At 65.9% G+C, this 24,807-nt stretch carries 10 protein-coding genes; 7 read left to right on the forward strand and 3 right to left on the reverse strand.

Going from position 1 to position 24,807, the window contains the following annotated elements; genetic code table 11:
* Positions 1 to 98 precede the first annotated feature (98 nt).
* Positions 99 to 3,053, forward strand: a complete 2,955-nt coding sequence (locus tag ACP16H_RS07495) for a calcium-binding protein (protein ID WP_425071646.1) — start codon at positions 99 to 101, stop codon at positions 3,051 to 3,053.
* A 162-nt stretch (positions 3,054 to 3,215) separates the two neighbouring features.
* Here ACP16H_RS07495 and epsE read toward each other — a convergent pair whose 3' ends face one another.
* Positions 3,216 to 4,424 carry an exopolysaccharide biosynthesis GT4 family glycosyltransferase EpsE gene (epsE, locus tag ACP16H_RS07500; protein WP_425071647.1) on the reverse strand — a complete coding sequence of 403 codons (1,209 nt, stop codon included), beginning with the start codon at positions 4,422 to 4,424 and terminating at the stop codon, positions 3,216 to 3,218.
* A 178-nt stretch (positions 4,425 to 4,602) separates the two neighbouring features.
* On the opposite strand from epsE, the gene ACP16H_RS07505 reads away from it, so the two are divergent.
* The 6 genes from ACP16H_RS07505 (at position 4,603) to ACP16H_RS07530 (ending at position 20,739) form a co-directional block, all read left to right on the forward strand.
* On the forward strand, positions 4,603 to 5,427 hold the full coding sequence (locus ACP16H_RS07505) for a glycosyltransferase (protein ID WP_425071648.1): 825 nt from the start codon (positions 4,603 to 4,605) through the stop codon (positions 5,425 to 5,427).
* Between the two features lie 17 nt (positions 5,428 to 5,444).
* A complete protein-coding gene (locus tag ACP16H_RS07510; RefSeq protein WP_425071714.1) occupies positions 5,445 to 6,782 on the forward strand; it encodes an oligosaccharide flippase family protein in 1,338 nt (445 codons plus the stop codon).
* Between the two features lie 195 nt (positions 6,783 to 6,977).
* Positions 6,978 to 13,388, forward strand: a complete 6,411-nt coding sequence (locus ACP16H_RS07515) for a type I polyketide synthase (RefSeq protein ID WP_425071649.1) — start codon at positions 6,978 to 6,980, stop codon at positions 13,386 to 13,388.
* Between the two features lie 3 nt (positions 13,389 to 13,391).
* Positions 13,392 to 14,378, forward strand: a complete 987-nt coding sequence (locus tag ACP16H_RS07520) for a glycosyltransferase family 2 protein (protein ID WP_425071650.1) — start codon at positions 13,392 to 13,394, stop codon at positions 14,376 to 14,378.
* Positions 14,365 to 18,846 carry a MupA/Atu3671 family FMN-dependent luciferase-like monooxygenase gene (locus ACP16H_RS07525; RefSeq protein ID WP_425071651.1) on the forward strand — a complete coding sequence of 1,494 codons (4,482 nt, stop codon included), beginning with the start codon at positions 14,365 to 14,367 and terminating at the stop codon, positions 18,844 to 18,846. Before ACP16H_RS07520 ends, ACP16H_RS07525 begins: the two co-directional genes overlap by 14 nt.
* Positions 18,847 to 19,407: 561 nt before the next feature.
* Complete coding sequence (locus ACP16H_RS07530; RefSeq protein ID WP_425071652.1) at positions 19,408 to 20,739, forward strand: GumC family protein; 1,332 nt, start codon at positions 19,408 to 19,410, stop codon at positions 20,737 to 20,739.
* Positions 20,740 to 20,859: 120 nt separating this feature from the next.
* On the opposite strand, the gene ACP16H_RS07535 is transcribed toward ACP16H_RS07530, so the two are convergent.
* Together ACP16H_RS07535 and ACP16H_RS07540 are read right to left on the reverse strand one after the other, a co-directional pair.
* The gene (locus ACP16H_RS07535; RefSeq protein WP_425071653.1) at positions 20,860 to 22,539 is read right to left on the reverse strand and encodes a CpsD/CapB family tyrosine-protein kinase; all 1,680 of its coding nucleotides are present in this window, start codon (positions 22,537 to 22,539) and stop codon (positions 20,860 to 20,862) included.
* Positions 22,540 to 22,694: 155 nt separating this feature from the next.
* Positions 22,695 to 24,806, reverse strand: a complete 2,112-nt coding sequence (locus ACP16H_RS07540) for an NAD-dependent epimerase/dehydratase family protein (RefSeq protein WP_425071654.1) — start codon at positions 24,804 to 24,806, stop codon at positions 22,695 to 22,697.
* Position 24,807 lies beyond the last annotated feature (1 nt).

Raw genomic sequence — 24,807 nt, forward strand, 5'->3', positions numbered from 1 at the left:
AGCGCAAAAACTCGCGCGGGGCGGGTGGCATGGCTTTGATGCGTCGGGGATTTGGGGCATACTCCGGGAAAACAGGCCATGACAGGCGGGGCAGTGCGATGATCAGGACAGTGGTTTGGGCCTTGGCTCTCGGCTTGGGGTTGGCAGGCGCTGCCGTGGCAGAGCGGCAGGAGGCCAAGGTTTACATCTTTGGCAATTCGCTGGTGCATCACCTCAGCGAGAAGGCCGAGAACACCAACGTGCCGCATTGGCTGAACGAGATGGCGAAGGCCGATGGGCGGACCTTTGGCGTCGACGGCCAGTGGGGTTTTCTGCGCAACTTTGCCGAGAGCCTGCCGCCGTCTGCCAATTGGTCTTTCAGCGGCGTGAAGGGCGTCTGGGGGCCGGGGCAGGGGGGATTCGGCGACGGTGGGTTCACCGATGTCCTTGTGACGCCTGCGAATTTTATCCAGTACCAGCTGCCTGACGTGCCTTACGAGGGGGACAATTCGACCGGCGAAAGCCCGTTGGGCGCGATGCAGAAGTTGTTCGATTGGGTGCACGAGCAAAGCCCGGCCTCGCGCCTGTTCGTCTACGAAGGCTGGGCCGAGATGGAGGCGATCACCGGGCGGTTTCCTCCGGGCGAGAGGGATTTCGAGCGCTATCATCAGGTTAACCTTGGTGAATACCACCAGTGGTATCGCGATCTGGTGAACGTGCTCGACGTGACCCGTCCCGATCTGGAGGTCGAGTTGATCCCGGTGGCCTCTGTCCTGGCGGGGTTGATGGCGGAGGGCGGTCCGCTGGCCGATGTGCCCGTCGAGGCGCTGTATGAGGATGGCGCGCCGCATGGGACGCCGTCGCTGTATTTCCTTGCCTCCATGGTGGTTTATAGCTGGCTTTACGACGCGCCGCCCCCGGCGCGCTATCGGCCTCCGGCGACGTTGCATCCGGATGTGGTGTTGAACTACGGCGCGATTGCCGAGGCGATCTGGGCGGCGGCGCCGGTGGCGACGGCTGCGGCGACCGTGGAGGCGCGCGGGTCAGAGGTGGTGGCAGAGGTCACCGAAGAGGCCGCGCCGGACTTGCCGGAGCGCGAGGCGCTGGTGTTGCCCGCCAGCGGGATGCGGCCTGCGGGGCTGCCGTCGCTGGGGTTCGGGCTGAACGGGATTTCCGATTGGTCGACGCAGCATCCCTTTGTGAACATGATGAAATCCGCGCGCGGCTGGGTGGGACATTCCGCGACGGAGTGGGGCGCCATGTCGACCGAGGAACTGCGCGCGGGCGGGTATCTTAATGAATATGACTATCCGGTTGCGATCCCGCCGGAGGTGGTGGCGCTTGAGGCCGTCCTGTTAACCGATCAGGACGAAGGGCAGGAGTGGTTGCGCGGAGATTACGTGCTGACCTACGAGGGCACCGGCAAACTTGAAGTCACCGGACGGGCGCGGCGTGTGCGCTACGACGACGGCCGCGTGACGTTTTCGTACAGCCCTGGCGAGGGGCTGGTGGGGGTGCGGATCGATGAGGTTTCCGCCGACGATCCGATCCGGAACATCGCCATCGTGAAGGAGGAATACCTGCCACTGTACGAGGCCGGGGCGCTGTTCAACCCCTTGTTTCTGGAGAGGATTCAGGATGCGCGGTCGGTGCGCTTCATGGACTGGATGCTGACCAACGGCTCGCCGGTGATGAATTGGGCCGACCGCCCCGTGATGGAAAGCGCCAACTGGCTGGACTGGGGCGTGCCGCTCGAGGTCATGGTACGGCTGGCGAACGTGCTGGGGGCGGACCCGTGGTTCAACATGCCGCACGCGGCGGATGACGATTATGTCCGGCATTTTGCGGAGATGGTTAACCGCGATCTCGACCCCGGTTTGAAAGCCTATGTCGAGTATTCCAACGAGGTCTGGAACCAGATCTTTCCGCAAGCGGGCTATGCGCGGGCACAGGCGACGACGCTTTGGGGCGAAAGCGAACTTGGCTGGATGCAGTGGTACGGGCTGCGCTCGGCACAAGTTATGGACATCTGGAGCGAGGTTTACGGCGATGAGGCCGAGGCGCGGCTGGTGCGGGTGATTGGCACGCACACCGGCTGGCCGGGGCTGGAGGAGCAGATCCTCGTAGCGCCGCTGGCGTACCTTGCGTTGGGGCGCAAGCCGGTCGAAAGCTTCGATGCCTATGCGATCACGGGATATTTTGGCTACGAAATGGGCTCGGAAGAGATGGCGCAGCGCATGAACGGCTGGCTCGACCAGTCCGAGGCGCTGGCGACCAAGGCGGGCGAGGCCGAGGGCCTGCGGCGGGTGTCCCTGCGCGAGTTCGTGAAGGCCGCGCGGTTCGAGGCGGCGATTGCCCCGGTGGCTAAAGCCTTGGAAGAAGGCAGTTTATCGCAACTGGTTAACGAAGTGTTCCCCTATCAGGCGGGCGCGGCGCGGCGTTATGATTTGGACCTCGTGATGTACGAAGGTGGCACGCATGTCACGGCGCACGGTGCGCAGGTGAATGACGAGAGGCTGACGGAGTTCTTCAAGGTTTTCAACTATACCCCTGAAATGGCGAAACTTTATGAGCAGTTGCTGGGTGGCTGGGCAGCATCGGGCGGGACGTTGTTCAATGCGTTTGTGGACGTGGCCCCGGCCTCGCAATGGGGCTCGTGGGGCGCGTTAAGACATCTTGAGGATTCCAACCCGCGTTGGGACATGCTGGCGGCCTACAATGCCTCTGGTCCACAGTGGGAGGAGCGCGAAGCCACTGTTTTCGCTGACGGAATCCGGGTCCTGGGGTCCGGTGCCGCCGAGCGGATCGAGGGCACGGCGGCCGAGGATTACGTGGTCGCGCTGGGCGGAGACGACGTTATAGTTTCAGGCGGCGGTGCGGATGTCATCAACGGCGGCGCGGGGCAGGACGTGGTGGTGCTGCCGCTCGCGCAGGAAAGCTATGAATTCCAGCAGGTTGACGGGGTGACGGAGGTGCGCGGACCGCAGGGTGTGACACGTCTTGCAGGGGTCGAAGCGCTGCGGTTCGGGGCCGAGGACGCGCCGGATGTGGCGCTGGAGAGCCTTGGGGGTTAACCGGGCGGACGCCTCGTTAACGGAAGCGCGTTAACCTTTTTGAAAGGTGAGTCGTGACCACATTCAGGGGGTAAAGTGGCCACATGTTAACCTTTGCGGCGCACTGCCACCCACAACGACGCGAATCGGACACGCAGGTGGGTTGAAAACCCAACCTACGGCTTAGCCGCGCAGGCGGTTGATTTCCTCGACCAGCACCTCGGCGCCCAGTTCGGCGCGGAAGTTCGCCTCGATATGGGCGCGACCCGCCGAGGACAGGCGCAGCAGTGCGTCGGGGTCGCCCGCCAGCGAACGGATGGTGCGGGCCAGCTGGCCGGGGTTCTTGGGTTCGACGAGGTAACCGGTGGAGCCGTCGGCGATCAGTTCCGACACGCCGCCCGCGTCGGTGCCGACGGTGGGCACGCCCATGGACATGGCCTCCATATAGGCGACGCCGAGCGGTTCGTGCCAGGAGGCGAGGACAAAGAGGTGCGCCTGCTCCAGCTTGGCCTTGACCTCGACGTTCGAGATCGCGCCAAGCAGTTTGACGTGGTCCTGAAGGCGGAGTTTCTTCAGGTGATCCTCGAGCTGGGTGCGGTAGCCGGTGCCGCCGTGATCGTCTTCGCCCGCGATTTCAACGCGCACGTCGACGCCCTGGTCGATCAGCTGGCGGGTGGCGGACATGAGGTCCTGATGGCCCTTCACCACGTTCAGCCGCGCGCAGGAGAAGATGCGGATCGGGCGACCGTGCTCTGGCGGCTGATAGGGCTTGGCGCGCTTCAGATTGGTGGTGTCGACGCCCATGGGACGGATCAGCAGGCGGTCTGGCAGGTCGCCCGCGAGCTGCTCGTGCACCTCGTCCATGAGCTTTTGCGTGATGACGGTGGCAAAGCTGGCATCGCGCCATTTGAAGCGCTGGCCGGGGCCGTAGTCGGACAGCGGTCCGTGCAGGGTCAGCGAGTAGCGCGGCCCGCCCATGTGGTGCGTCAGCGCGGCGATAAAGGCGGCGCGGGCGGCGGAATGGGCGTGGATGTGGTCGAGGTTCAGGCGCTTTGCCGCGGCGTGCAGCCGGTCGGCGGCGGCGAGGCTGATGAGCACGTCCTTTGAAAAGGCGCGCGGCTCGGTCAGCAGCCATTTCGGCAGGCCCTTGGGCGTCAGTTTGGCCACGGCGGACAGGGCAAAGATCGGGTTCACGCGGCCAAGGTAGGTGGTGCGGGCCATGGCCTCGCCCGCCCAGTCGTGGGAAATCAGTTTCGCGGGCGGCTTGCGGGTAGAGAAGACATGCACCTCGTGCCCCATCGCTTCGAGCGCCTTGATCTCGCGCCAGAAGAAGATGTGGGTCTGTCCCGGAAATTGCGGGACGATGTAACCGATGCGAAGGCCTTGCGGCAAAAGTGATTCCCTGAGTTGGCAGCCCCGCCTTCCCCGTGGCAGGTTGGGCCGAGTATTTCCGGCGGCTCCTTCATTTGGCCATAGTTAACTGAAAGTAATGTTCCGGAAGCGTTCAGGTTTTTCGCCGGGTGTGGCGCAGCGGGTACGGGTTGTGGGGAAAGCGAAGGATTCAGACGGAATGCGGGCCACGGTTGTGCTGCCGGCGTCGAACGAGGCAGCGCTGATCGGCGGCTGCCTTTCTGCGCTTTTGCAGTCCGACGGGGTCGAGGGCGTCGAAGTCGTCGTCGTGGCGAACGGCTGCCGGGACGATACGGCGGCGCGGGCGCGGGCGTTCGCAGAGGCTTTTGCCGCGAAGGGCTGGGCGTTGCGGGTGTTGGAACGCGCCGAGGGTGGCAAGCTGGGTGCGCTGAATGCCGGGGATGCGGTGGCTCGTGGGCCGGTACGGATTTACCTCGATGCGGATGTGACGGTGTCGCCGGGGGTGTTGGCGCAGATCGTGCAGGCCTTGCAGGGCGATGCGCCCGCCTATGCCAGCGGTGCCTGCCGGATCACGGCGCAGGGTGCGGTCAGCCGGGCCTATGCGCGAATGTGGGCGCGCGTGCCCTTCATGCGCGAGGGCGTGCCGGGCTGCGGGCTGTTCGCGGTGAACGCGGCGGGGCGTGCGCGTTGGGGGGAATTTCCTGACATCATTTCCGATGACACCTTCGTGCGGCTGAGCTTTACCCCCGAGGAACGGCATGGGGTGCCCGCGCCGTATGACTGGCCGATTGCCGAGGGGTTCGGGCGGCTGGTGCGCGTCAGGCGCAGGCAGGACGCCGGGGTGCATGAGATCGAAAAATTGTATCCGCATTTGTTGAAAAACGACGACAAAAAGCCCTTTCCGCTGCGTGAGAAGCTGGGGATCGCGCTGCGCGACCCGCTGGGGTTCGGCGTCTACGCGGGCGTTGCCCTGGCCGTGAAACTGACGGCGGGACGCGCCGAGGGATGGAGCAGGGGGCGGTGAGGATAACCATTCCGGGCATGACGGGGCAGGGGCTTGGGGCGCGGGTGCTGCGGTCGAGCCTGCTGACGGTGGGGGGCTTTGGCTTCAGCCAGATGGTGCGGCTGGCGTCGAACCTGATCCTGACGCGTCTGTTGTTCCCCGAGGCCTTTGGCCTGATGGCGCTGGTGATGGTGTTCCTGATGGGGCTGCACCAGTTTTCGGACGTGGGTGTTGTGCCTGCGGTGATGCAGTCGAAGCGCGGCGATGATCCTGAATTCCTGAACACCGGCTGGACCATGCAGGTGTTGCGGGGCTTTGGGCTTTGGGCGGTGGCCTGTGCGCTGGCCTGGCCGATGGCGCAGTTCTACGACCAGCCGGAGCTGGCCGCGATGTTGCCCGTGGCGGCCTTGACCCTGGCGATCGACGGGTTCCGGCCCACCAGCATGATTACCGCCAACCGGCACCTGATGCTGGGGCGGGTGACGGTTCTGGACATGGCCACGCAGCTGTCGGGCGTCGTGGTGGCGATCCTCCTTGCGTGGTGGTGGCAAAGCGTCTGGGCGCTGGTCGTTTCGGCGCTGGTGGGGTCCGTGATGCAGGTAATCCTGAACACGGTGTTCCTGCCCGGACCGCGCAACCGCTTTCACTGGGAGCGGGAGGCCGTGTCGGAGCTGATGCTGTTCGGCAAATGGGTGTTCCTGGCGACCATCGCGGGGTTCTTCTACAACCAGGCGGACAAGATCCTGATGGGCAAGCACCTCGCGCTGGAGGTGTTCGGGGTCTACAACATCGGCTTCTTCTGGGCGTCCTTCCCGATGATGCTGGGCTACATGGTGACGCAGAAGATCCTGATCCCGATCTACCGCGAAGCGCCGCCGAAGGAGAGCGCCGCCAATTTCGCCAAGCTGCGCAAGATGCGGGTGGTGGTCACGGCGATGCTGATGGGGTTCGTCGGGGTCTTTGCCCTGCTGGGCGACTGGCTGGTGAGCCTGCTTTACGACGACCGCTACATCGCGGCGGGGGCCGTGGCCGTGGTGCTGGCCTGCGCGCAGATGCCCGCGCTGATCGTCATGACCTACGATCAGGCGGCGCTGGCGGCGGGGGATTCGAAACGCTTCTTTGTCCTCGCGCTGGCACGGGCGCTGCTGCTTTGGGCCGGGCTGTTGCTTGGGCTGGAGGCAGCGGGGCTGCTGGGCGCGCTGGTCGGCATGGGCTGCGCCTACCTGGCGGCCTACCCGGTGGTGGTCTGGCTGGCGCGGCGCATGGGGGCCTGGGACGGGCTGCACGACCTTGGGTTCGGCGCGGTGGCGCTGGGGCTGACGGCGCTGGCGCTCTGGGTGAACTGGGACTCGGTCGCCGTGCTTTCGGGCATGTAGGCCTTACCAAAAGGGGTAGGGTATTGTCCGCCATTCCCCGTGAATTTTGCACCTAAAGCGGTCATCTTCTACACTGTAGAAACAGTCCCGTGGTGAATGCGGCTTTTTCCGGGGTGAATTCCTAAAAACCGCCGCATTTTTCCCGCATTCCTGAAGCAAGGGTGGGAACGTCTATTTTGACAAGGTGGTTTGGGCATGACGGACTCGGTCAGCGAGAATGACATCGCAATTGTCGGCATGGCCGCGCACCTGCCCGGAGCGGAGGATATCGCTGCCTACTGGCGCAACCTGCGCGACGGCGTGTCCTCGATCCGCCGTCTGTCCGAGGAAGAGCTGACCGCCGCGGGCGAAGACCCCGGCCTGATGCGCCACCGCGATTACGTGCCCTTTGCCGCGCCGCTGGATGGTTTCGCGGACTTCGACGCCGAGTTCTACGGGCTGTCGCCCAAGGACGCGGCGGTGATGGACCCGCAGCACCGCCAGTTCCTCGAAGTCGCATGGGAGGCGCTTGAGACGGCGGGCCACGTGCCCGAGGGGTTTGATGGTTCCATCGGTGTGTTCGCGGGCTGCGGGATGGGGTCGTATTTCTACTTCAACGTCTGTTCGAACCCGGACCTGGTTGAAAACACGGGGATGTTCCTGCTGCGCCACACCGGGAACGACAAGGATTTCATGACGACGCGGCTGTCGCATATCCTTGACCTGAAGGGGCCGTCGATAAACCTGCAAACCGCCTGTTCAACGTCGCTGGTCGCCGTGCATTACGCCGCGCAGGCGCTGTTGAACGGCGAATGCGACATGGCGCTGGCCGGGGGCGTGACCATCGAACTGCCGCAGGGGCGCGGGTATTTGTACAAGGAGAACGAGATCCTCAGCCCGGACGGGGCCTGCCATGCCTTCGACCATCGGGCGAAGGGGACGGTGTTCGGGTCGGGCGCGGGCGTGGTGGTGCTGCGTCGTTTGGCGGATGCCATTGCGGATGGCGATCACATCTGGGCCGTGGTGAAGGGCTCCGCTGTCAACAACGACGGCGCGCAGAAGGCCGGGTATCTGGCCCCCTCGGTCGAGGGGCAGGCAGAGGCGATTGCCGATGCGCAGGCCCTTGCGGGTGTGACGGCGGAGACGGTGCAATACGTTGAATGCCACGGGACCGGGACATATCTGGGCGATCCCATCGAGGTGGCTGCGCTGACGCAGGCCTTCCGCGAGACATCGGATGCGGTGGGGACCTGCCGGATCGGGTCGGTCAAGACCAACATCGGCCATCTGGATACGGCGGCGGGCGTTGCATCTCTGGTGAAGGCATCGCTGGCGCTGCACCATCGGCAGATGCCGCCCTCGCTGGGGTTCGAGAAACCCAATCCGGCGATTGATTTCGACGGCTCTCCCTTCGTGGTGAACGACCGGCTGACCGCGTGGGAGCGCGGAGAGACGCCACGCCGCGCCGGGGTGAATTCGCTGGGCGTTGGCGGGACCAATGCGCATGTGGTGCTGGAGGAAGCGCCGGAACGGGTGGCCAGCGACGAGAGCGACTGGCCGTTCCAGATCCTGACGGTTTCCGGCCGGTCCAAGGCGGCCCTGGAGGCCAATGCCGCGCGTCTGGCGGCGCATCTGCGCGCGCATCCCGAGCAGCCCTTGGCGGATGTCGCCTGGACGCTGCGCGAGGGGCGGCGTCATTTCGATCGTCGCATGGTTGTGGTTGCCGGAACCCATGCCGAGGCGGCGGACCGTCTGGATGGCCGCGAACCGCGTCGGCAGTTCGTGCACGAGGCGGTGGAGTCGCCGGAGGTGGTCTTCATGTTCCCGGGCGGCGGCGCGCAGTACGCGGGCATGGCGCGGGACCTGTACGAGACGGAGCCGGTCTTTGCCGAGTGGATGGATCGTGGATTGTCTGTGCTGGAGTCGCTGATGGCGGCGTCGGAAGTGAGTATTTCCGAAGCAGAGAAACGGGATGTGCGCGCGCTCTGGCTGGGGTCGGACGAGGCGGCGTTGCTCAGGCCTTCGGTGCAATTGCCGCTCATCATGATTACCGAATACGCGTTGGCGCAGCTGTGGATGAGCTGGGGGATCACGCCCGTGGCGCTGACCGGGCATTCCATGGGCGAGAACACGGCGGCCTGCGTGGCGGGCGTGATGGGCTTCGAGGACTGTATCGGGCTGGTGCATTTGCGCGGGCGGCTGATGGATTCGGTGCCGAAGGGCGGGATGCTGTCGGTTGGTTTGGCGGCAGACGCGTTGCGGCCCTTGCTGGGAGATGCGCTGGATCTGGGCGCGGTGAATGCGCCGGGGCTGTCGGTGGCCTCGGGACCTCAGGGGGCCTTGGATGAATTGGAGGGTGTGCTGGCGGCGAAAGGCGTCGATTGCCAGCGCATCGGCATCGACATCGCGGCGCATTCGCGGTTGTTGGAGCCGGTGCTGGAGGCCTTTGGCGACTACTTGCGCAGCATCGAATTGCGCGCGCCGCAGGTGCCTTTGACCTCCAACGTGACCGGGCAGATGATGACCGACGCGCAGGCGACGGACCCGGGGTATTGGGTGTCGCACCTGCGCGGAACGGTGCTGTTTGCCGATTGCGTGGGCGCGGTTTCCGGGCCGTCGCGCGTGCTGCTGGAGGTGGGGCCGGGCAAGGCGCTGACCTCGCTGGCGCGGGCGCATCCCGGTGTGGTGGCGGGGCAGGTGCTGTCGTCCTTGCGGCATCGCGACGAGGACGTGGCCGACGATGCGCATATGTTCGAGGTGCTGGGGCGGCTGGCGGCGCTGGGCGTGGGCATCGACTGGGGGCAGGTCTGGGGCGAGGCGCGGCGCAACCGGGTGGTCTTGCCGACCTATGCCTTTCAGCGGCAACGCTATTTCATCGAACCGGGCAAGGCGGCGGACACGCGGCCCACGTTCCTGATGCGCTCGGATGACGTGTCGGGCTGGGGCTGGAAGCCGGTCTGGCGGCCGCGCGCTGCCGAGGTGGAGGTGTCCGATCTGGAGGATGCCGACCGGCAGGTCTGGCTGATGTTCATGGACGAGGCCGGAGTCGCGGGGCGGCTGGCTGCGCGGCTGCGCGGTGCGGGGCATGAGGTGGTCGAGGTGCGGCCCGGTGACGGCTTTGCCCGGGTGGGTGAGGGGTATGTTCTCGCGCCGGAGCATGGCCGCGAAGGGTTCGACCTACTGATGGCTGATCTGGCGGCGCGGGGTTTGTTGCCGACGCGGATCGGGCATTTCTGGCTGCTGACGGAGGGGGAGGGGCATCGGCCCGGGTCGTCGTTCTTCCATCGCGTACAGGAGCAGGGGTTCTACACGTTGCTCTTTCTCGCGCAGGCGCTTGAGGGGGAGGCGGTTCCGCGTCCCGTGCATCTGACGGTGGTGACCAATGGCGCGGCGCGGCTGCGGGACGAGGCGTTGCCCTACCCGGAAAAGGCCACCGTGGCTGGACCCGCGCGGGTGATCCCGCGCGAGATGGCGGGCGTTTCGGTCACGACTTTGGATGTGGAATTGCCAGGGGTTGTGGAGGCGCCGTTCTGGGCGCGCGCGCGGGCCGAAGCCGTGCGGGATAGCGCCTTGGCGGCGCTCGAGGCGCGCTTGTTGGAGGAACTGCTGGCCGAGCCGGGCGACCGCATCGCGGCGCTGCGCGGGGACCGGCGGTTCGAATGTGCTATGCGGCCCGTGGCGTTGGAGGCGGTTCCGCCAGTCGATGGCGGTGTCGTTGTGATCACAGGAGGCTTTGGCGGCATCGGCCTGACGTTGGCGCAGGACATGGCGGCGCGCGGGGCGAAGTTGGCGCTTCTGGCGCGCAAGGCCCTGCCGGATCGCGCCGAATGGGCGGATTACCTGCGCCGTCACGCGCCGCAGGACCGGGTTGCCACGCGCATCCGCGCCGTGCAGGCGCTGGAGGCGCAAGGGGCCGAGGTCATGGTCGTGGCCGCCGACGTCTGCAACGCGGGCCAGATGCGCGCGGCGCGCGAGGCGATCGAGGCGCGCTTTGGTGTGATCACAGGTGTCGTGCATGGCGCGGGCGTGATCGCCGACGCGCCCCTGATGACGAAAACGCCGTCTTCAGTGGAGGACGTGTTCACGCCCAAGATCCACGGCACCGAGGTGCTGGGCGAGGTCTTTCCCGACGGTTCGGTCGAGTGGATGGTGCTGTTTGCCTCCTCCTCGACCGTGACCGCGCCCGCCGGGCAGGTGGATTACGTGGCGGCGAATGAGTTCCTGAACGCCTTTGCGCAGGCGCGGTCCGGCAAGACGCGGGTTGTGGCGTTGAACTGGGGCATCTGGAACGAGGTCGGCATGGCGGCCGAGGCCGTGGCGGCGCGCACGGGCGATCTGCCCAAGGCGCCGGTGGAATCGGTGGCGCTGCCGATGCTGGACGAGATGACCTTTGACGCGCAGGGAAATCGCGTGTTTTCCGCGTCTTACAGTGTGAACGACTGGTGGATCGGAGAGCACCGGACACGGGCAGGCGATGCGCTTTTGCCCGGGACGGGGTATCTGACGCTCGCCGCTCATGCGTTGCGGGCGCATCACGAGGACGGCGGGTTCGAACTGCGCGACCTGGAATTCCTGCGCCCGCTGAAGGTGGCCGAGCAGGGCACGCGCGGCGTTCGCGTGCGGCTGGAACGGTCGGATGCGGGCTATGGATTCGAGGTCCTGGCGGATGTCTCGCTGAACGGGCGGCACGGGTATGCAAGTTGTGCACAAGGTGATCTGTCACTGCTGCCCATGGCGCGGCCTGCGGCGGTCGACCTCGACGCGGTGCGGCGGCGCTGCGGTCCTGTGCGCGACGGTAGCGGGGCCAAGATGTTGACCGCGCAGGAGGTTTTCCTCGACTTCGGACCGCGCTGGCAGGTGCTGGACGCCTGCGCGCTGGGGCGTGGCGAGGGGGTGGCGGACCTGTCTCTGGGCGTCGACGCGCAAGGTGACGGCTGCCTGCTGCACCCGGCGCTGCTGGATATTGCGACGGGCTGGGCGATGGAGCTGATCGCGGGCTACCAGCCAACGCATCTGTGGGTGCCGGTGCGCTATGCCTCGGTCCATGTATACACTTTGTCTAATAGCCTGCCCGCGCGGGTGGTCAGCTGGGTGCGCAACGCGGCGGCCAATGATGCGGCGCGCGAAACGGCGGTGTTCGACATCACGCTCTGCACGCCCGAGGGCGAAGTCCTGGTGGATATCAAGGGTTTCACCATCCGCAAACTGGCCTCGCTGGACGTGCTGAGTGCCGCCCCGCGCCTGACGGTCGCAGAGGTGGAGTTCGACGAACCCGCCGGTGCGCAGGCCCTGTCCCCCGCCGAGGAACGGCTGGCGCACAACCTGTCGCAGGGCATCCTGCCCGCCGAGGGCGTCGATGCTTTCTGGCGCGTGCTGGGATCGGGCGAGCGGCAGGTGGTGGTGTCCTCCATGGATCTGCCGTCGCTGGTGGAACAGGCGCGGGTGGTTGAGGCCTCGGCTACGCAGGCTTTTGACCGGCCGCAGCTGGAGAGCGATTTTGTCGCGCCCGAGGGCGAGATCGAGACGCGGCTGGCGGGCTTCTGGCAGGAGCTGCTGGGGGTGACAAATGTTGGCGTCGAGGATTCCTTCTTTGACCTTGGCGGGCACTCGCTGATCGCGGTGCGCCTCTTTGCCATGGTCAAGAAGGCCTTCCGCGTCGATTTCCCGATTTCCGTGCTGTTCGAAGCGCCGACGATCCGCGCCTGCGCCCGGCTGATCGAAGCGGAGGTGGGGCCCGTCGAGGGGGCCGCGCCCGCCGCTCCGGTCAAGCGATTCCGGCATCTCGTCGCGATGCATGACGGCGACGGCGGGCCGCGCCAGCCGTTCTTCCTGATCGCCGGGATGTTCGGTAACGTGTTGAACTTGCGTCATCTTGCGCATCTTCTGGGAACGGATCGCCCGTTCTACGGCGTGCAGGCGCGCGGGTTGTACGGCGGTGAAGCCCCGCATGAGACCATCGAGGAGGCCGCCCGCGACTACATTGCCGAGATGCGGCAGGTGCAGCCGGAGGGGCCCTATATGCTGGGCGGGTTCTCGGGCGGTGGGATCACCGCCTACGAGGTCGCCCGGCAGTTGGAGGCCATGGGGCAGGAGGTGTCGCTGGTGGTCATGCTGGACACGCCCTTGCCGCAGCGCCGTCCTTTGGAGCCGGTGGACCGGGCGCTGATCCAGTTGGCGCAGGCGCGCGAGAAGGGTGTGACCTATCCGTTTATCTGGGCGAAGAACCGGATCGCCTGGGAGATCGCGCGGAGGCGCGCGCCCGAGGCGACGGCGGCCACGGGCTTCCACAATGCCGAGATCGAAGCGGCCTTCTACCGTGCCATCTCTGCATACAAGGTGCATACATGGTCCGGGCGTCTGGTGCTGTTCCGACCGCCGTTGGTGGGCAAATGGCGTGTCTCCGGTGGTCGCCTGGTGAATTCGGAACGCACCTATGTGCTGGAGGACAACGACTGGCGCTCGGTCGCGCCGCAGGTCGAGGTGCACGAGGTGCCGGGCGACCATGACTCGATGGTGCTGGAGCCGAATGTGCGCGTACTGGCGGGCCTGATGCGGGCGGCGATCGAGACGGCAGAGCATTCCGCGCCCGGTGAGGTGGTCCCCTTCCCCGGCCACGCGGCGGAGTAGACAATGCGTATACTCGTGGTCTCCCTCAACTGGCGCACCGCCGAGATGACCCTGCGGTCGATCCGCGCGGCGCTGGACGCCATGGAGGGGCTGGACGCTGACCTGGTGGTTGTGGACAACGATTCGGGGGATGGGTCATTCGAGGTGATCCGCGACACGGTGGACCGTGAGGGCCTGCCGGTGCGGGTGTTCCAGTCCGGGCACAACGGGGGTTTCGGTGCCGGGAACAACGTCGGTATCTGGGCCGGGATGGCTGATGGCGGTGAACCGGATTTCATATACCTGCTGAATTCAGATGCTTTTCCGGCCAAGGATGCGATCCGGGCCCTGGCCGACCATTTGGCGTCGCATCCACGCGTCGGCTGCGCCGGATCCTACATCCACGGCGAGGACGGTGAGGCGCATGTGACCGCCTTCCGCTTTCCGTCGATTGCATCGGAATTCGAGGGCGCGGTGCGCTTTGGCCCGGTGTCCCGGGCTCTGGCGCGTCATCGGGTGCCATTGGGCGTTCCGGATTGTACACAACCTGTAGACTGGCTGGCGGGGGCGTCGATGTTGCTGCGCCGCGAGGTGTTGGAGCAAACAGGTTCCTTCGACGAGGAATACTTCTTGTATTTCGAGGAAACCGACCTGTGTCTGCAAATCGCCCGCGCCGGGTTTGAAACCCATTACGTGCGCGAAAGCGCTGTGATGCATATCGGATCGGTCTCGACAGGCATGAAGAAATGGTCAAGAATTCCAACCTATTGGCTGGACAGCCGCTGGACCTATTTCGCCAAGAACCACGGCCGAGCCTATGCCGTTGCCGCCACCTTGGCGCATGTGGCGGGCGGGCTGCTCTGGCGGCTCAGGCGCGTCGTGCAGGGTAAGCCGCCCGCTGATCCGCCGCATTTTCTGCGCGATCTCCTAAAACACGACCTGAAGGCCATGACGCGCCCCTTGCCGGGTGCCGAAGGGGCGACGAGGAGGGACAAACATGTCCACGTTTGACTGCGTTCTGATCGGAAATGAATCGCTGCTGGTGCAGTGTGGCGAGATGGTTCTGACAAAAGGGCATCGCGTCCGAGCGGTCGTCACGCATAGCGCCGATGTGCGCGCCTGGGCCGAGGGGCGCGGGCTACGGGTCGAGGGATACGGCGACGGTCTGGCGGAACGGCTGGGTGTGTTCGACTGGCTGTTGTCAATTGCCAATCTCGAGATCATCCCGACGGACGTGCTGGCCTGCGCCACGCGCGGCGCGTTGAATTTCCATGACGGGCCCTTGCCGCGTCACGCTGGGTTGAACGCGCCCGTCTGGGCGCTGCTCGAGGGCGAGGCACGCCACGGCGTGACCTGGCACATGATCGAAGGCGGTGTGGACGAGGGTGATATCCTCGTGCAGCGGTTCTTTGACATTGCGCCGGGGGACAGTGCGCTCACGTTGAATACAAAGGCCTACGAGGCGGCTATGGGGTCGTTTCCGGCGGTGCTGGAGCAACTCGAAAACGGCCTCCGCCGTGCGCCGCAAGACTTGGCGCAGCGGACGTATCATGCCTTGGCGGACCGTCCGAAAGGCTTTGGTCTGTTGGATTTTTCCCTGCCTGCCAGTGCGTTGGAGCGGAACGTGCGCGCGCTCGACCACGGGCCGTACTGGAACCCGCTCTGCGCGCCAAAGCTACGGGCGGGGGGGCAGGTCTGGCTGGTCTCGGCGGCGCGCGTGGTCGAAAGCCGCGCTGTCCCGGGTACGGTTCTGGACTGCGACGGTGACTTGACGGTGGCTTGCGGCAGCGGTGCGCTGGTTCTGACCCTGACGCGCATCTGCGGTGCGCCGGTGAACGCGGCGCAGGTGGCCTCGGTCGGTGATCGGTTGGACGTCGGTGACTTACGCGCGGTGGACCGGACCGTGGGATTGACCGTGAAGGGGGAGAAGGCCGCGCGGCGCGCCTTTGCGACCTTTGAACCTGCTGTTATCGCCGGAGTTTCCGGCGAGGCGGGGGAGATCGTGACGCGCGAGTTGACCGTGTCACGCGATGCCGTGGCGCCTTGGGCGCGGCGAGTCACGGGGCGAGACACGGTCGATCTGGCGTGGTCGGATGCGGAACTGGCACGGGCAGCGGAGACCGGGATCGTCTCCCCCTGGGCGCTTCTGCGCGCCGGAGAGGCCCTTGGCCCTGTGCGCCGGTTTGCAACGGACCTCTTTGCCCGCGCGCCGGAATTGTCCTGGCCCGAGGTGCCGATGATCGGCGTGTCCGAGGCGGGGCATGTGCCGGGGACGGTCGTGACGGTGCATCTGTCCGGGGCGTTTTCGTATGATTCCGGGCGTATTGCGCCGGAAATGGCGGAATTGCTGGCGGCGCGACTCGCCTTCTGGTCGGCGGGCGGCGAGGGCCTGCCGGAGGCAGAGCGGGCGCTGGTGCTGGATCAATGGAATGCGACCTCGGTCGAACATGATCGCAGCCTGACCATGCAGACCGCGTTCGAGGCGCAGGTTGCCCGAAGCCCGGATGCCACCGCGTTGATTTTTGAAGATGTACATCTGTCGTATACAGATCTGAACGCCCGCGCCAACCGCGTGGCGCACCTGCTGCGGCAGATGGGTATCGGCGCGGGGCAGATTGTCGGCCTGTGCGTGACGCGCTCGGTCGACCTGATGGTCGGCGCGCTGGGGATATTGAAGGCGGGCGGCGCCTACCTGCCCATGGATCCCAGCTATCCGGCTGACAGGCTTCAGCATTTTGTCGAGGACAGCGGTGCACAGGTCATCGTGACGCAAGCCGGGGTCGAGGCAGCGCTGCCGCGTCATGACGCTCAGGTGCTGGTGCTGGATGCCGAACCGCGTCTGTCGGAGATGCCCGAGGAAAACCCGGAGCCGGTCTCCGCCCCCGGTGACATTGCATACATGATTTATACAAGTGGTTCGACGGGCAAACCCAAGGGTGTCATGGTCGAGCACCGCAACGTGGTGAATTTCTACGTCGGGATGGACCAGCATATCCCGACGACGGGTGTCTGGCTGGCGGTGACCTCGCTGTCTTTCGACATCTCGGTGCTGGAACTGTTCTGGACCACGGCGCGCGGCTTGACGGTTGTTCTGACCGGGGACGAGGACCGTGGGCTGATTTCCAATGGGCCGATGCCGACCGCCGGCGGCATGGACTTTTCCCTTTATTATTGGGGCAATGACGACGGCGTCGGGCGCGACAAATACGCCATGCTGCTGGAGGGCGCGAAGTTCGCGGACGAGAACGGTTTCGTGGCCGTCTGGACGCCGGAGCGGCACTTCCATGCTTTCGGTGGGCCTTATCCGAACCCGTCCGTGACGGGCGCTGCGGTGGCGGCGGTGACGAAGAACATCGGTGTGCGGTCCGGGTCTGTGGTGGCTCCGCTGCACCATCCCGCGCGGATCGCCGAGGAATGGGCGGTCATCGACAACCTCACGAACGGGCGCGCCGGTCTGGCCATTGCCAGCGGCTGGCAGCCCGATGATTTCGTGCTGCGGCCGGAGAACACGCCGCCCGAGAACAAGCCCGCCATGATGCGCGATCTGGACATCGTGCGCCGCTTGTGGCGTGGCGATGCCGTTGAATTCCCTCGAAAAGACGGCTCGATGCACGCCGTGGTCACGCAGCCGCGCCCGGTGTCGAAGGAGATCCCGATCTGGGTGACGACGGCGGGCAATCCGGCGACCTGGAAGGAGGCCGGAGAGAACGGCTGCCACGTGCTGACGCACCTTCTGGGGCAGTCTGTCGACGAGGTCGCGGGCAAGATCCGGCTGTATCATCAGGCGCTTAGGGATGCCGGGCACGATCCGGCGGACTTCAAGGTCACGCTGATGCTGCACACTTTTCTCAGCGATACGCGCGAGCACGCGCGTGAGATCGCGCGTCAGCCGATGAAGGATTACCTGACCTCGGCGGCGGGGCTGATCAAGCAATACGCCTGGGCCTTCCCGGCCTTCAAGCGGCCCGAAGGGGTGTCGAACGCCTTTGACCTGACGCTGGATGGCTTGGGTGAGGAGGAGCTGGACGCGATTCTTGAATTCGCCTTCGAGCGGTATTTCAACGACAGCGGGCTGTTCGGGACGGTCGAGGATGCTTTGGCGCGGGTCGAAGAGGTCAAGGCCATCGGCGTGACCGAGGTCGCCTGCCTGATCGACTACGGCATCGCGCGGGACGTGGTGTTGGACGGGCTGCGCCCGCTGGCCGAGGTGGTGCGGCGTGCCAACGCGGTGCGGGAGCTTGCGGCGGATGATTTCAGCATCGCGGCCCAGATCGTGCGGCATGGCGTGACGCACCTGCAATGCACGCCGTCCATGGCGCGGATGATCGTCATGAACGATGAGGCGCGGTATGCACTCAAGAGTGTGCAACATGTATACCTTGGTGGCGAGCCGCTGCCCGGGGCCTTGGTCGAGGAATTCGCCGAGGCGACGGGCGCGACGGTCACCAACATGTACGGGCCGACGGAGACGACCATCTGGTCGTCCTGCATCCGGGCGGAGCCGGGGCAGGCGGTGGTGGACATTGGCAAGCCCTTGGCGAACCAGCAGATGTACGTGCTGGACGAGGACCGGCAGCCCGTGGGGGTTGGTGTCGAGGGCGAGTTGTGGATCGGCGGCGAAGGCGTGACGCGCGGCTATTGGCAGCGCGAGGACCTGACCGCCGAACGCTTTGTCGACAACCCGTATGCACCTGGGCGGATGTATCGGACCGGCGACCTTGTTCGGTGGCGGTCTGACGGTCGGATCGACTTTGTCGGGCGGGTCGATCACCAGGTGAAGCTGCGCGGATACCGGATCGAACTGGGCGAGATCGAGGCTTGCCTGGAGTCGGTGCCCGGCGTCACGCAAGCCGTGGTTTTGGCGCGCGAGGATGTGCCCGGCGATGTGCGGCTTGTGGGGTATTACACCGGCACGCGGCAGGAAGAGGCGGCGTTGAAGGCCGTGATGGCGCGCGAACTGCCGGGCTTCATGGTGCCGGGGCGGTTCGTGCGGATGGAGGCTTTCCCATTGACGCCAAACAAAAAAGTGGATCGCAAGGCGCTGCCCGTGCCGACGGTCGTGCAAACGGTCGAGATGCAGCCCGCCTCCACGGCTACCCCAAGGCCAGCACCCGCTGCCCCGGTCGCGCAGGGCGATACGGCTGCGGTTCAGACTCAGGTCGCGGCGATCTGGGCCCGTTTCCTGGGTGTGCAGGGGGCGAAGGGGGGCGACAGCTTCTTTGACCTCGGCGGGCATTCGCTGTTGGCGGTGCAGGTGCACCGGGCCATCCGCGAGGAAATGGGCGCGGCGAAACTGTCGATCACCGATATTTTTCGGCTGCCGAAACTGGCTGATCTTAGCGCGCGCGTGGCTGAATTGATGGAGTTCGGAACGAAGCCCGCGGAGGTCGCGGTTGCGCCCACGAGTGAGCGTCAGACGAGCACTCGGGCCGACGCCATGGCGCGGCGGCGCGAGATGCGGGCGCGTCGGCGGGCCTGAGATCCTTTGAACTGCGGTCGTTGCGCTGGCGCGGCGGCCGGGACGAACACGGGCACGGTGTGTGCCGGAACGCGGGGGAGGCTTTGCCTCCCCCGAACCCCCTCCACGGTATTTTTATCAAGATGAAGGGGGCGCGTGGTCCTGAACCGGCGACCTTGGGACCGCGGCCCTCCGGCGGGCGTGGGGCACGTTGCCCATATTTGCCATATTTCAGTCCGATTCGGGTCTGCCGTGGGGTTCCTTTTCGGGTGTGTGGCGCGGGCGGGGCCTTCCGTCAGGAGGTGGGGCCGGGACGATGTCCCGGAAATGTGGCCGAAGCGCCCAAATTGGCCGCTGATTTCATTCAAATTTCTGAAATCGTGTCGAAAATATGGCGGCGGTTCGGATTGCGGATACGCACTGTTTCCCGCATTGGGGCCGCAAGGTGATGGCAAAAATAAGGCGGCTTGGTTAGATTGTGTCCTGAAGATGGCGTGCTCCGGTCGCCTTTTGCCCGAATTGGGGCGGGGTTCCGGGGTCGTCTCTTCCGCATTGGGGGCCAACTTTGCGGGAGCGCGTGACATGAACCAGTTCCAGTCCTTCGGAGAAATCCTCGCTGCAGTGAAGCGGCGGGGCTGGCTGATCCTCGGGATCTTTCTTGCAGGATGTATCCTGTCGGTAAATTTCGCGCTGACCCAGCAGAAGGTCTACGAGGCGACCGCGGTCGTGCAGATCGAGGACGCCACCGTTTCCAACACCTCGAACGGGGCGGCAACTGCGGCCAATGACACCTCGCGTCGGCTGCAGTTGATCGAGCAGCGGCTGATGTCGCGCGACAATCTCGTGCGGGTGATGGAAAAGCATGAGCTGTTCACCGAGGATGCGAGCCTGACCGACAGCGAGCGCGTCTACATGATGCGCCAGTCGGCGCGGATCAAGGAAATCACCAACTCTACGCCGGTCTTCAGCGCCGCCGGGCAGAGGCCGTCGGGGCTGATGATAACGGTGCAACTGGCCGATGCCGAGAAGGCCGCCGTCGTTGCGAACGACCTCATGGAATCGGTGATCGTGCAGTCGCGCACCCGGTCCGAGGAACAGGCGCGCGAGACGCTGGCGTTCTACATGAACGAAGAAGCGCGGGTGGATGCCGAGATCGTCGCGCTGGAGGACATGATCGCAGAGTACAAGACGGCCAACGCGGCCCAGCTGCCGGCGGGTGTGATGGCGCTGCGCACGCAGCTGACGACCCTGCGTGACAGTGAGTTGAACCTGGAGCAGGAAATCATCTCGATCCAGTCGAACGATGGCCGCAAGCGCGCCGAGGACGTCGAGCGTCAGTTGGGGCTGTTGCAGGATCAGCTGGCGCTGGTCTCGGCCCGTGCAGCGCAGATCGAAGCTCAGATTGCCAGTGCTCCGGGGGTCGAGCGCGAGCTGACCCGGCTGGAGCGCGAGATGGACAAGCTGAAGGACCAGTACAGTGTGATCACACGGTCCAAGGCCGAGGCCGAGATGGGTCAGGCATTGCAGGATCAACAGGCCGGTGGGCGTTTCGAAGTGTTGGAAACCGCGCTGGTGCCGGAGAACCCGATGTCGTCGTCGCGCAAGAAGATCGCCGGTGTGGGGGCCTTTGGCAGCCTGCTGCTGGCGCTGGCCGTGGCTGCGGTGGTGGAAATGATGAACCCGGCGATCCGCAATCCCGCGCAGATGGAGCGTCTTCTGGGCATCCAGCCGGTGGTGTCGATCCCGGTGGTGGCGACGGGGCGTGACCGCGCCGTGGGTGGCACGAAGTGGCTGGGCAAGGCGCTCGCGCTGTTCGCGATGCTGGCCGGGCTGGTGGCCTGGCTGGGCAAGGCCTCGGGCTTGGGGTCGCTCTTGGGGAACGTGTTGCCGCGTCGCGTGGTGGCCGGCGAGTAAAGCGGGCTCTGGCCCGACGGAATGCAGCCCCTTCGTGCGCTTGGGAGCGTCGGAGGGAAGAGACCGCGGCGGGAGGTGGGGCCTTCGCCGCGGTTTTCTTTTGCGGCATCTGATCCGGGATCAGTAGGTGTAGCGCTCGACGCCGGTGCCCTCGGCCTTGTTCAGGACCATGCCGAGCAGCGGCGTGTCGGGGCCGAGGCGACGCTCGACTTCCTTGATCTCGCGCTCGGTGGTCAGGCCGCCGCCGACCACCAGGAGCACGCCGTCGAACATCGGCTGGAAGGCGATGACATCGTCGTAGAACAGCGCCGGCGGCAGGTCAAAAAGCATGACGTCCGGGTGCAAGACGTCCTCGATATGCCGCAGCGCGCGTTCGGTGCGCGGGTCCTGAAGCAGTTCCGATGCATAGGGTTCGGCCACGGTGTTCAGGGCGAATGCAATGTTGCGGCCGGCGTCAAAGCTGTTGGCCCCCATGCGCAGGAAATGATCCTCGGGTTCGAGGGCACCGCGCAGCACGTCGCCAAGCGAGCCGGGCCCGTCGACCCCCATGACCTGATGCAGGCTGGGGCGGCGCATGTCGAAATCCATCACCAGCGTGCGCGTATTTTCCTGCCGTGACAGGGAAATGGCGAGGTTCGCCGTGGTGAAGGTCTTGCCACAGTCCTTGCCCGGAGAGGTGATGGCGACGCGTTTCCAGCCCTTTTCGTTCAGCGCGTGCATGAGGCGCGTGCGCAGGACGTCAAAGGTGGTGTGCGCCGGATCGAGCCGGTCGGCTGTGATGATGCGGTTGCGGTTGAGGTGGTTCAGGTCGAATTTCGCCACCGGAATGTCGAACCAGAGGTCGTCATGCTCTGGTGCGGGGTCTTCGGGTGCACGCTGTGCCGGGGTGAGCGGCAAGGGCGTCGGCGGCACGGTCCGCCGGGTCTGTTCGATCTCGGTGAGGCGCGCGGCGCGGACGGCTTCGGCCTGTTCCGCGATGCGCTGCTCCTCGGCCTGGCGGGCGGCTTCGATCCGGCGGGCCTTGTCGGCCTTGCGTGCGGCAGCGGCGGCCTCGACGCGGGCGCGCTCCGCGGCCTCTGCGCGGGCTTGTTCTTCGGCCTGGCGCCGGGCTTCGGCATCGGCTGCAGCGCGGGCTTCGGCGTCACGGCGGGCTTTTGCTTCGGCGGCGACGCGTTCTTCCTCGGCACGGCGGGCGCGCTCGGCGGCCTCTGCGCGGGCTTGTTCATCGGCTTGGCGCCGTGCTTCAGCTTCGGCCGCAGCGCGGGCTTCGGCGTCGCGGCGGGCTTCTTCTTCGGCAGCGATGCGTTCTTCTTCGGCACGGCGGGCGCGCTCGGCGGCGTCCGCGCGGGCCTTTTCTTCGGCCTGACGCTGGGCTTCGGCGGCGGCGCGTTCTTCGGCGAGGCGGCGGTTCTTTTCGGCGCGGGCGCGGGCGATGGCCTCGGCGCGCTCCTGCTCGCGGCGGGCCTTCTCGGCAGCCTCGGCGGCGAGGCGAGCCTCTTCGGCCAGTCGTTCCGCTTCGCGATGGGCGGCAATGCGTGCCTCTTCGGCAAGGCGCTCGGCCTCGACTTCCTCGGCAAGGCGGCGCGCCTCTGCCTCTGCGGCACGCCGATGGGCTTCCGCCTCTTCCGCCATGCGCAGAGCTTCGGCCTGATGGATGGCTTCTGCCTCCGCCTCGCGGCGGGCGAGTCGGTCTTCGCGGGTCTCAAGCGGCGGGATCGGTGCGAGATCTTCCTCCGCAGGTTCCTCGACCTTCAGAGCCTTGCGCTTGCGGCGAAATTTCCGGCTGTCCATCATGTTCATGCCTTGCCCTCGGGCCCCGTCGCGGCGGGTCCCCTGCGCTTTTAAATCCTTGTATGCCCGTTTTGCGGACATGACTGCTCGGGGTGGTTAAAGCAGTCAATTCTGGCCAGAATGAGACCGATTAAAGGGTATTGTTTACCAAACCCGTCCCCGTGTCAGAAGCCGAACAGATTTGCCTGCGTGATCGCCCTGTCGATGAAACGCGCGCGGTCGGGTTCGGGTTGCCAGCCCAGCACCGACTTGGGCCGGGCATTGTCGAAGGGCGAGAAATGCGCGCGGCTTTTCCAGTCGGCCAGCGAGGGGCGCACCACGCCCTTGCGCCGCAGCGCGTGCTTTTTCAGCAGGTATTTCACCGCGTCCGAGGCGTAGAAAGCGTTCAAGTTGCCGGTCGAGACGCGGATGCGCGCCCCCAGTTCCGCGTGGATCGCGTCGAAATAATCGCGCGCCGACATCATGGGATCGCCGATGAGGTTGAAGCTTTGCCCTTCGACGCCCTCTGCGCTGCCCATGGCGATCAGCCCGTCGGCCACGTCGTCGTTCAGCACGAAGGGCAGGGTGTTGCGGCCATGGCCCCAGATGCGCACCGCGCCCGCGCCGTGCCAGCGCCCGATGCCCCAGTGTTGCAGCGGACCGCCGGGGCCGACGACGATGCCGGGGCGGGCGATGACCAGCGGCAGGCCGCGCTCGGTGTGCAGCTTCAGCAGCTGGCGCTCGCACTCGGCCTTGGACCGGGCATACATGTTGCGATCCGTCATGTCGGCGGGAAAGGGTGTGTCCTCGGTGATCGTCACGCCCGGATCGGACATGTCGTAAGAGGCGATGGTTCCGGTGTATACAAGTCGTGTAACGCTAGCCTTTTCAGCGGCAACGCCGATGCGGGTGGCCACGCCCACGTCATGGATCAGCGCGTCGGACCAAGTGGATTCAAGGCTGCGGGCGAGGTTGTACACCTGTTGTATGCCTTGCATCGACGCAGTTAGCGCGTCGAGGTCATAGAGGTCCACCGGCACGGTTTCGACATTGTCCGGCAGGTCCGGGAAGGGGCCGGACCGCCCGCGCGAGACGACGCGCACGTCGTGACCCTGCGCCACCAGACGCCGGGTCAGCGCGCGACCGATGAAGCCGGTGCCGCCGATGACCATGGCGGTGGGCTTGGGCGCGCGGGTCTTTACCGCCGGGGCGGCGACCTGCTTTGCCTGCGCCGGAAGGGCGTCGATGATGGCGTCGATGGTGTCCATGACCGCCACCGCAGAGGCGGCGGAGAAGCGCGGGTCCTGCTTGCCTTGTGCCATGGCGCCGTAGACGGCGGCGTCCATGCCCCGGAAGGACAGGCCATAGGGGTTCTGCGTGTTCAGAGACTTGCTCTGGGTCCAGGCGTTGCGCAGCCCGTTGCCCATGCGTTGCGCTGCCAGATCCAGCTGGCGGCGCAGCGGGTTTACGATGAGGTCGGAGGCGTTCTCGCGTTCGACCGTCAGGGTGTCCCCGGCAAAGTCCAGCCGCGCGCGCGCCGACGAGCCGCGCAGCGTGACGGAGCGGTCGTCCACCGTCTCGACCATGGTGATCCGGAACAGCAGGTTCACATGCCCGGCGCGGGCCAGCACGCGAAAGCCCTGCGGGCGGGGATCGTCGCCGGGCAGCATCACGGGGTGCGTCGCCTCGGCATGGGTGATCTGGATGGGGCCAAAGAGGTCGTGGGCAAAGGCCACCAGATGCGGACCCAGTTCGAGGATCAGGTTCTGCGGCTGGCGCAGCAGCCACAGGTTGAACGGGCCGGAGCGCAGGGGGGCGAGGGGCAGCGCCCATGTGACCTCGGCCGTGTGGATGCGGCCATAGTCCCCGGCCTGCATCGCGGCCTTCATCCGGGTGTACGAGGGCAGGCCAAGGAAGTTGTGACCGGGGGCAAAGAATCGGCCTGCCTGTTCAGCGGCTTCGGCGATTCGACGGGTGGCAGCGGATGATTCGGCAACAGGCTTTTCCACAAGCACATGCAACCCGCCGGAGAGACATTGTGTCGCTATACTCTCGTGTATGTTGGGGGGCGTGAGGATATGCGCCGCGTCGCACATCCCAGAGGCGATCAAATCGTCCACATCTGTGAATATGGTTGCGCCGTGTTGCGCCGCCAGTGCCTTGGCCGCCGATTCGCGGGGGTCGCAGACGGCAGTCACCTGAACGCCGGGGGTCGCGGCGAGGGCGTCTGCGTGCCAGTCGGCGATGTAGCCTGCGCCGATGAGGCCAATGCGGATGGGGGCTTGGGTGACGGTCATG

It is taken from the genome of Sagittula sp. S175, from assembly GCF_049800975.1.
Taxonomy (GTDB): Bacteria; Pseudomonadota; Alphaproteobacteria; order Rhodobacterales; family Rhodobacteraceae; genus Sagittula.

Bases quoted from the DNA above. Each gene is read 5' to 3' on its own strand.
- ACP16H_RS07505 (WP_425071648.1), top strand. From the start codon at position 4,603: ATGCGGGCCACGGTTGTGCTGCCGGCGTCGAACGAGGCAGCGCTGATC.
- ACP16H_RS07525 (WP_425071651.1), top strand. From the start codon at position 14,365: ATGTCCACGTTTGACTGCGTTCTGATCGGAAATGAATCGCTGCTGGTG.
- ACP16H_RS07530 (WP_425071652.1), top strand. From the start codon at position 19,408: ATGAACCAGTTCCAGTCCTTCGGAGAAATCCTCGCTGCAGTGAAGCGG.
- ACP16H_RS07540 (WP_425071654.1), bottom strand. From the start codon at position 24,806: ATGACCGTCACCCAAGCCCCCATCCGCATTGGCCTCATCGGCGCAGGC.
- ACP16H_RS07535 (WP_425071653.1), bottom strand. From the start codon at position 22,539: ATGAACATGATGGACAGCCGGAAATTTCGCCGCAAGCGCAAGGCTCTG.
- ACP16H_RS07495 (WP_425071646.1), top strand. From the start codon at position 99: ATGATCAGGACAGTGGTTTGGGCCTTGGCTCTCGGCTTGGGGTTGGCA.
- ACP16H_RS07515 (WP_425071649.1), top strand. From the start codon at position 6,978: ATGACGGACTCGGTCAGCGAGAATGACATCGCAATTGTCGGCATGGCC.
- ACP16H_RS07510 (WP_425071714.1), top strand. From the start codon at position 5,445: ATGACGGGGCAGGGGCTTGGGGCGCGGGTGCTGCGGTCGAGCCTGCTG.
- ACP16H_RS07520 (WP_425071650.1), top strand. From the start codon at position 13,392: ATGCGTATACTCGTGGTCTCCCTCAACTGGCGCACCGCCGAGATGACC.